The organism is Pedobacter sp. ok626 (assembly GCF_900100435.1).
GTDB lineage: Bacteria > Bacteroidota > Bacteroidia > Sphingobacteriales > Sphingobacteriaceae > Pedobacter.
This window is the reverse complement of the sequence record NZ_FNEX01000015.1, coordinates 187545-197038: the sequence shown is the minus strand read 5'-3', so window position 1 is coordinate 197038 and position 9494 is coordinate 187545. Positions and strand designations below refer to the sequence as shown.

The window sequence follows — 9494 nt, the reverse complement described above, 5'->3', positions numbered from 1 at the left end:
TCTTTTGTGTGGAATGCGACTAACACAACGAGTCAGATGCGTATGCAGCTGATTGATCTGTTTTTAACTTATAAAGCAAAAGTAAACATCGTGTATATTGAGGTACCTTATCATAGTTTGCACAATCAGAATAAAAACAGAGATGATGTAGTGCCAGCAGGAGTGATAGATAAGTTGGTTCGTAAACTAGAAGTACCCGCGTTGTGGGAGGCACATAAAGTAGTTTATCGAATTAGATAACATTTGTTATAGCGCATATTTAACCAGATCACTGATTAAACCTAAATCAGACAAGAAATGGTTCGAGAAGCGCCCAGTTGGGTCCACAAAATAAAAAGCCGTTTTTCGATAAGAAAAGCGGCTTTTTATTTGATTTAACATTGATTTATTTTAATTCATATTCAACTTCAATAGTTAATGTAGGTCTTTTAAACTCCTTGTCATCCAAAGCGCAGTATTTAATCGTTTTAGGTAATGTAAATTCACCTATAGCAGCAAATTCAGCTTGATAAAGCACATCTGAAGTGGAATGTCCCTCACTAGAGTAGCTATGAATAATTAACTTGCCTAATATTCTTTCAACTTGTTTGGTTGTCGGATTAATCGTCACATTGATGTCTTTGAGATAATGATTTATATTTTCGAGTTTACTGCTTACCTTAATTCGATTTTCATTTTGGATACTGCTGTCCTGAGCGGAAAAGAAGGGAAAGGCCATTACCCAGATCAGTTCTTTACTGGTGGAAGATAAATAGAGATTTTCATCGCTTTCTATTCTTGGATATTTGTTTTTCACATTGCCAAAGGAGTCATATTGAAGGACCGTAATCGTAAGTTTACGGCCTTTTACATGAGATAGACCAAATTTTTGGTAATCAAATAAGGGTTCTATCGGTGCCATTTTTTTTGCCAGTAAATCGTCAGGGATAGAATTTTCAATATCCATTTTAATTAGATCTGTAATTCTATTTTTAAACGTTTCGTAAGGTTCAATCTTATCGAAATATCCCCAGATTTGAACGCCTTTTCCTACTGCTTGTTTACCCCTTTCAGATTGAAAAAGGACCATGTGTTCAAAGAATCTCCCGCCGAGATTAACTTTATCAATGCTTTTTTCTAAAGTTCCATCAGGTTTCAGTACGTTTAAATTGAAATAGTTCCTCTCTCGTAGCTTCTGAGGATTTCCGAATAGTTCGTAATTTTTTTGCACTTCTTTTTTCTTACTTATTTGAAAAATATATAAGCTATTGTGGAAGAGGTAATCTGAAAGAAGTTTATGTTTGATTTGATTTTCTTTGCCATCAAAATCGGGATACGTTTTGATCAGCTCAAGTAAAGGATCTTTGAAATAGACTTTTACATTATAGTCAGATAGTTTAAACTTGTCTACTTCTTTGAATTCTGTAAGGCTCTGACCGAAAGTATTTAAATTTAAAACGGCTATAGAAGCAATAGATAGGAAAAGAAAAAGAGATTTTTTCACTGGGAGCATTATTTGAATATTTACTCAAATCTTGATATTTAATTCTTATAAACCAAATTTAGTTTATAACTGGACATTTAATCAAAAATTGACCATTGAATTATTTTGGTCGGAGATGTTAGTCCTCAAAAAATAGTTCAATTTATTTTAATAAATCAGCGATTAAACATAAATCAGACAGGAAATGGTTCGAGAAGAGCCCAGTTGGGGCCACTGTCGAGTCCTGAAATAGGTTGCCCTTTAGTGAAAATAATTTAAATAGTACCCGATAGGGTATGTTTTATGTGAAAATGGGGCTTTTATACCTTATCGGGTATAATTTGATGTTTTGTTTTTTATTGAGTAGATGTGTTGTACGACTTACTTTTTACTCATCAGGATTTGGTTATTCCCATAGAAATAAAATCCGGTACCCAGTTCTATGCTCTTTAATTCTACTTACAACCGCATTCCTCTTAAAAATTCGTCAACCTGCATACGCTTTTTACCTTCGTATTGTAGATCAGTAAATTTGATGTAGCCATCTTTTGCTGCAAATTTTAAATAGGTTTTACCATCGGATAAAAAGGCGCCGATCTTAATGTCGGGTTGTTCTTCTTCCAACTCAGCTTTAAAAACTTTAAGGGTTTTGTCGCCTAGTTTGGTAAAAGCAGTAGGGTATGGGCTCAAGCCTCTGATCTGGTTGTAAATGGCACGTGCTGGTTGGTTCCAGTCAATTAGGCAATGCTCTTTAAATATTTTAGGTGCATGTTTAAGCTCATCGCTTTGAGGTTGGGCTTGTTCTTTATAATCACCAGCTTCTATCGCTTGTACTGTTTTTACCAGCAATCCAGCACCAACATTCATTAGTTTATCATGCAGGTCTCCTGCAGTATCATCATCAGCAATGCTCACTTTTTCAGAAAAAATAACATCACCGGTATCTATTTCATGTTTTAGGAAAAAGGTGGTTACACCACTTTCCTTTTCGCCATTAATGATGGCATGGTTGATAGGGGCTGCACCACGGTATTGAGGCAGTAATGAAGCGTGTAAGTTTATGGTTCCCTTGGCTGGCATGTTCCATACCATTTCGGGCAACATCCTGAAAGCTACGACTACTTGTAAGTCGGCATTTAGGGCCTTCAATTCTTCAATAAACTCAGGATCTTTTAGTTTTAAGGGTTGCAACACCTTTAGTCCATTTGCAACGGCGTATTGTTTAACTGCGCTTTCTTGGAGTTTTTGTCCACGACCAGCAGGTTTATCCGCTGCGGTAACTACACCAACTACATCAAACCCAGCTTGTACCAAAGCATTTAAAGAAGCAACTGCAAAATCGGGCGTACCCATAAAAACTAGTTTCATATTTTTTTGATTGTTTTACATGACAAAATAACTAAAAATTTCACGGGTTTTTGCGTGGAATCATTCTAAGAAGTTCTAATTAGAGATATTCTTTGTCGATTTGTTAAATTATATTGGACTATTTGGACTCAGTTTTTTATATTTGTGACATGTCTAATTCCATATCACATTAGCTCTAGAACTAGATTGTGATATATGGGCGAGAGCCTATTGAATACTTAAAGCATTTCATGCTAAATCTTTAATTCCACAAGACAGTATATTTTATTGCCTTATGGGAATTTTGTATCCGTAAAAAATCCAAAGACTCTTTTTATTCGTAACTTTAGTCACTCGGAGATTTTAATTAAAGAGGGTGCCTGGTAAGGTTTGGGGAAAAAAGCGATGAGTAAGCTAGTATCTAAATCTGAAAAAAATGAAATCGAATCGAACAAAACTCAAAAAGTTTGGACTCTGCGATATCGAAACTAAGTCTGTAGACTTGAAGCTCTCCTCATTCATTAAAAAAAGTCAGTCTGAACAAAATGAACAGACTACTGAGCCAACTGCTTTTTTAGGTTTGGCTAGGTTAAATTCTACTAGATTTAATCCCGGGACTTATGAGTAATTATAGAGAATTTTCAGATGTAGAACTCATAGAGTTACTACAGTCAGACGGTGATTTCAATGGTGCGTTTACAGTAATCTATGATCATTATTTTCCCCCCTTAGTATTACATGCTGACAGAATGTTAGCTGATATGGATCTTGCAAAAGATATTGTCCAGGAGCTTTTTACTAAGCTGTTTCAGCAACGGAAAGATATACACATTAACACTTCTCTTAAATCATATTTATATGCTGCCGTGCGCAACCGTGTATTCGACAATTTAAAGCATGCAAAAGTAAAAATGATCTATGCGGAGGATTTTTTTGCCTATGTAAAAGATTCTCCTGAGCTTGCTGATGAACTAGTGTGTTTAAAAGAATTGGCCAAAGTGATCGATTCAGAAATTGAAAAAATGCCGCCTAAAATGCGAGAGATTTTTGAACTTAGTCGTAAACAGTTCGTATCTCAGAAGGAGATTGCCAAAATGCTCAACGTCTCCGAAAATACGGTAAACAATCAAATCCAAAGGGCGATTAAGAAATTACGCAACAACGATTTTTTACAGACACGACTAATTTTTTGATTTATTTAATCATTGAAAACATGGCCATTATTCTCCCTCCCAGTATGATTTGATTAAATTTTTAATAAAAAAATAACTTTATTTTAATACAGTGTAGTGTTTAGGCAGCGGTATGTCGTCTTAAGGTTATAAGTCTCAAAATTACTACGGGGATTAATATAGGGAGTTATGAATTATAGCGAATTTTCAGACGTAGAACTCATAGAGTTGCTACAGTCAGACGGCGATTTTAATGGTGCGTTTACCGTAATTTATGATCATTATTATCCCTCCTTAATATTACATGCTCATCGAATGCTAGGTGATAGGGATCTCGCGAAAGATGTAGTTCAGGAGATTTTTACTAAGCTGTTTCAGCAACGAGAAGATATACATATTAAGACTTCTCTTAAATCATATTTACATGCTGCTGTACGCAACCGTGTATTTGATACTATAAAGCATGCAAAAGTAGAAATGAACTATGCAGAGGATTTTTTTACCTATGTAAAAGATTATGGAGAGCTTGCTGATGAACAAATGTGTTTAAAAGAATTAGCGCGCGTGATCGAATCGGAAATTGAAAAAATGCCGCTTAAAATGCGCGAAGTTTTCGAACTCAGCCGTAGACAATTCCTTTCACAAAAGGATATTGCCAAATTGCTCCATCTGTCCAAAAATACGGTCAACAATCAAATCCAAAGAGCGATCAAGAAATTACGTGGCAACAAGCTTTTACACACCTAATACTATTTAATTGAAATGTTAACAAAAAAATAACTTTATTTTAACATAATGTGGTGTGTAGACACCGGTGTGTCGTCTTAAGGTTATAAGTCCCAAAAAGTTTATGACAACTAAAGAAGATTTTCAGACCTTGATTGATAATTACCAGAATGGCAACTGCACTCAACGTGAAGCGCAGCAATTGGAAAATTGGTATAATGAGAAGGCAAATAACAACCCAGATAGAGAATTTCCTGAAAACTTTTGGCAGGAGAAAGAAGAAGGTTTACAGCAAATCCTTGGTTTTGAGCCTGGGAAAGAAGGGAAGGGGTCGGTAATTAACTGGCCGCTAAACATTTTACTAATTGCAGCAACATTAGCTATCGTCGGTACCTTTTCGACAATGTTCTTTAAAAGAATAGGTGTTGTACCTATCACTCAACAAATGAATGATGTTGATCCGGGTGGAAACAAGGCGACTTTAACCTTGCAAAATGGAAAAAGGATTCAACTAAGTGATGCAAAAACAGGTATTGTAGTTGATGCATCGAAATTAACTTACAACGATGGTACATTAATTAATAATGAACAAGCCCAAAGTTTTACTATTTCTACTCCGCGCGGCGGCACCTATCAAGTGCGTCTTCCAGATGGTTCTACCGCATGGCTTAATGCTGCGTCGAGCTTAACCTATAACCCATCTTTAAAAGGAGAAGAACAATACCGAAATGTTAAACTATCGGGTGAAGCATATTTTGAGGTTGCTAAAGATAAAAAACATCCTTTCGTCGTTACTACAGATAAACAAAGAATTGAGGTGTTGGGTACCCATTTCAACGTATCTGCCTACAACGATGAACTCTCAGTGAAAACAACCTTGTTAGAGGGCAGCGTTAAGGTTGCCCCTTTTACGACAACCGGTAGTGACACAAAGGAAGTTATACTAAAACCTAACCAGGAATCTGAAATTACGTCAAGTGGTATTAGCGTGCATAAAGTTTATGCGGACGATGCTATTGACTGGAAGAATGGAGAGTTCAGCTTTACGAGAGAACGCCTAGGAAGTATCATGCGAAAAATTGCACGGTGGTATGATGTAGACATAATATATACCGATAAACAAATTGTGAATAGAACCTTTAGTGGTTTTGTGTCTAAGTATAAGAAGGCCTCTCAAGTGTTGTGTTTATTAGAGCAAACAGGTGACGTGAAATTTAAAATTGAGGGAAGGAGGATTACAGTTATGCGATGAAAAGATCTACCTAAAAAAGTCTTCCTATGCAGGTGAATAAAAAAATCGTTTATGTTGTTCTAGAACATAAACGATTATAAGCCTGCATATTTCAACCAATCAAACGATCAATTTAACAGACAAACAAACTTAGCTAATTTTACTTATTAAGCAAAATTAAAGTCACATCGGCTTGCTAAGCCTTGTCATAAAACCGATGAAATGTATAAAATTAATTACATGAAACGGGGTGCCCTCAGGCAGGGCATTCATAAAATACTATTTTTAATGCGTTTGACCCTTATTATAATTTTAATAGCTGCAATCCAATTGAGTGCGAAAGATTCTCGTAGCCAAACGCTAACTTATAATAAGAAAGAGACCACTATTCGCGAGTTATTTAAAGAAATTAAACGCCAAAGCGGCTATAATTTGGTCTGGTCCGATAGAAAACTTAATACTGAGGAGGTTATAGAAGTTGATTTTTATAAAACCCCCGTTAAAACAGTTTTGGATAAGATTTTATTTGGGCGCGCAGTAACTTACAAAATTGCCGGAAAAGCCATTATAATTATGGAAGATGATCGTTCCTTTCGTGAGAAGGGGATTGGTTTATTTGATGGAATTGATGTACGTGGTCGAGTTCTTGGTGAAAATAATGAACCGTTGGTGGGAGCGACCGTAAAGATTAAAGGGAGTACTAATAGTACAGTTACAAATGCCAATGGCGAATTTAGCTTACAAAATGTAAATGCAAAAGATATTTTGGTCATTTCATTCATTGGATACAATAGTAAAGAAATTAAGGCATCTGAAAATCTAGGGAATATACAGTTGGTACTAAGCACAGATAAACTTCAAGAAGTAGAAATCAACGCAGGATACTACACCGTAAAAGATAAAGAACGAACAGGATCCATCTCACGTGTCGATTCTAAAACGATAGCACAACAACCTGTGACCAACGTTTTAGGAGCACTCATAGGCAGGATGCCTGGCGTAAATATTGAACAACAATCGGGAATCAATGGTGGCGGTTATAAAATAGAGATCAGAGGCGTCAACAGTTTAAGAACAGATGCAAGGCAGCCGCTATATTTAGTTGATGGAGTGCCATTTCCAGCCAGTTCAATTTCTCTTGCGGCTTTAAGTATTGCAGGCATAAGCAATCTTTCCAGTCCTTTAAATTATATCAGTCCTTATGATATAGAAAGTATAGAAGTTCTCAAGGATGCCGATGCAACTGCCATTTATGGATCGAGGGGATCAAATGGAGTTGTTCTGATAAAAACCAAGCAGGCAAAGGCAGGCAAAACGGCTGCTGATATAAGCTTCAGTATGGGTTTGTCAACGGTGGGTACCAAGATAAAAATGTTGAATACAGAGCAATATTTGCAAATGAGGACAGAAGCATTTGCAAATGACAATGTTACGCCTGGGGCAACTTCTTATGATGTAAATGGAACATGGGACCCAAATAGGTATACCGATTGGCAAAAGGAACTAATTGGTGGGACTGCACAGCAAACCAACCTTCAGGCAGGCATTAGCGGAGGGAGTGATCTGACACAGTTTACATTTCGTGCAAATTACCTAAAACAAACAACTGTATCGCCCGGAGATTTTGCCGATCAGAAAGGTTCTGGTGCGTTAAACATTAATCATACATCTAGTGATAAAAAGTTTAAAGGAAATTTTTCAACCACCTATGCGATTGATTATAATACATTACCAACTTTTGATCTTACCCAATTTATTGATGCTGCCCCAAATGCTCCTGCGCTCTATGATGGTAATGGTAATTTAAACTGGGCCTATAATAGCAGTGGTGTATCAACCTGGACAAATCCTCTATTTGGAAATAACATCCCGTATTTAGGAAAGACTGGCACATTTTTAGGTAATGGCAGGTTAAGTTATGAATTATTACCAGGTTTATCAATCATATCCACTTTAGGTTTTACAAATCTCCAACTGAAAGAAACTAAGAAGACAACTCTTAATAGCCAACTACCTTCGCCAAGCAACTCTGGGAACAGAAGTTTGGTTCATACTAATATAGAAACGTGGATTATAGAACCGCAGATAAATTATCTAAAATCCTTTAAGAATGCAAAGTTGGATATTTTATTGGGAAGTACGTTTCAGGGTAACAGCCAAGTAACAGAACGCCTTACCGGAACTGGGTACACAAGTGACCTTCTGCTGGAGAATTTTGGATCTGCTCCTACAAGAAGCATCACCAATACATCTGCACAATATAGATATAACTCGTTATTCGGTCGTATAAATTACAACTATCAAGGTAAATATATTGTTAATATTACAGGTCGCAGAGATGGCTCAAGCAAATTTGGGCCCGATAGGAAGTTTGCCAATTTTGGCGCGATTGGACTGGCATGGATATTTTCTCAAGAAAATTTTATAAAAAACAATCTCCAATGGCTTAGCTATGGTAAGTTAAGAAGTAGTTATGGAATTACTGGCAGTGATCAAATACCTGACTATGGGTATCAGCAAACATATACTTCCACACCATTGGCATATGGAGACGGTCCGGCATTGGTTCCAAGTAGAATATCCAATCCTGATTTTTCATGGGAGACTAATAAAAAGCTGGAATTAGCCTTAGAGCTAGGATTACTAAATGACCGCGTGCAATTTACAACAAGCTGGTATCGTAACCGTTCTTCAAATCAATTAGTTGGTTACACCTTACCTGACATTGCTGGATTTACCAGTGTTCAATATAATCTACCCGCCATAGTACAGAATACAGGATGGGAATTTGAAGTAAGTAGTAATAATATATCAGGCAACAAATTTAACTGGCAAACTTCATTCAACATCTCCATACCGAGGAATAAACTGGTGAGTTATCCTAACATCAGCGGCTCAACTTATACCAATACATACACTGTTGGTTACTCACTTTATACAGCAATTGCCTATCAGTATTTAGGTGTTGATCCACAAACAGGGATTCATAAGTTTGCTGATCTCGATGGAAATGGCACTTTAAATGCAGCAGATCGGTTACCGGCCTCCCAGTCGCTTTCCACCCATTGGTATAGTGGTATTCAGAACAGCTTTTCTTTTAAAGGAATTGAGCTAAGTATATTTTTCCAGTACGTGGATAAAACGTTGAAAAATCCACTTCAATTATTCAATTCCCCAGGCACCATTTCAGGCGGTTTAAATGCAAACCAACCTGTTGAAGTCCTTGCAAGGTGGAGAGCAGTTGGAGATCAGACCTCAATCCAAAAGTTCTCACAGTCTTTCGCAACTGCAAGCCCTTATACACAGTTTTCAAATCTAATGTCTTCTAACGACTACATAGACGCATCATTCTTACGATTAAAGAATGTATCTCTATCGTACCTACTACCGAAAAGTTTGAGTAAACATGCAGGGTTGAGATCTTGCCGTGTCTTTTTGCAAGGACAGAACCTATTCACAGTCACTAATTACCTCGGGGACCCTGAAATTGGCATGATAAAAACGTTGCCTACACTTAGAACTTTTACCACAGGTTTAACAATCGGACTTTAATTTT

The 9494-nt window shown here is 36.7% G+C and carries 8 protein-coding genes; 6 read left to right on the top strand and 2 right to left on the bottom strand.

Annotation, left to right across the window (positions count from 1 at the left end; translation table 11 throughout):
* Positions 1-240 (top strand): AAA family ATPase (locus tag BLS35_RS20190; RefSeq protein ID WP_371328255.1); only part of this gene is annotated, 240 nt, incomplete at its 5' end.
* A gap of 145 nt (positions 241-385) precedes the next feature.
* Here the strand turns inward: BLS35_RS20190 and BLS35_RS20185 are convergent.
* Entirely contained in the window at positions 386-1483 is a 1098-nt protein-coding gene (locus BLS35_RS20185; RefSeq protein ID WP_132226038.1) for a hypothetical protein, read from the bottom strand.
* 438 nt (positions 1484-1921) lie between these two features.
* Complete coding sequence (gene fmt / locus BLS35_RS20180; protein ID WP_090784759.1) at positions 1922-2830, bottom strand: methionyl-tRNA formyltransferase; 909 nt, start codon at positions 2828-2830, stop codon at positions 1922-1924.
* Positions 2831-3245: 415 nt separating this feature from the next.
* On the opposite strand from fmt, the gene BLS35_RS27570 reads away from it, so the two are divergent.
* The 5 genes from BLS35_RS27570 to BLS35_RS20160 all read left to right on the top strand — a co-directional run bounded on the left by BLS35_RS27570 (position 3246) and on the right by BLS35_RS20160 (position 9490).
* Positions 3246-3437 (top strand): hypothetical protein, encoded by a 192-nt coding sequence (locus tag BLS35_RS27570; RefSeq protein WP_132226037.1) that lies wholly within the window; start codon positions 3246-3248, stop codon positions 3435-3437.
* Positions 3430-4002, top strand: a complete 573-nt coding sequence (locus tag BLS35_RS20175; RefSeq protein WP_090784755.1) for an RNA polymerase sigma-70 factor — start codon at positions 3430-3432, stop codon at positions 4000-4002. Before BLS35_RS27570 ends, BLS35_RS20175 begins: the two co-directional genes overlap by 8 nt.
* A gap of 168 nt (positions 4003-4170) precedes the next feature.
* Positions 4171-4728 carry an RNA polymerase sigma-70 factor gene (locus BLS35_RS20170; protein WP_090784751.1) on the top strand — a complete coding sequence of 186 codons (558 nt, stop codon included), beginning with the start codon at positions 4171-4173 and terminating at the stop codon, positions 4726-4728.
* A gap of 103 nt (positions 4729-4831) precedes the next feature.
* Complete coding sequence (locus tag BLS35_RS20165; protein ID WP_090784748.1) at positions 4832-5959, top strand: FecR family protein; 1128 nt, start codon at positions 4832-4834, stop codon at positions 5957-5959.
* Positions 5960-6160: 201 nt separating this feature from the next.
* Positions 6161-9490 carry a SusC/RagA family TonB-linked outer membrane protein gene (locus BLS35_RS20160; RefSeq protein ID WP_090784746.1) on the top strand — a complete coding sequence of 1110 codons (3330 nt, stop codon included), beginning with the start codon at positions 6161-6163 and terminating at the stop codon, positions 9488-9490.
* Positions 9491-9494 lie beyond the last annotated feature (4 nt).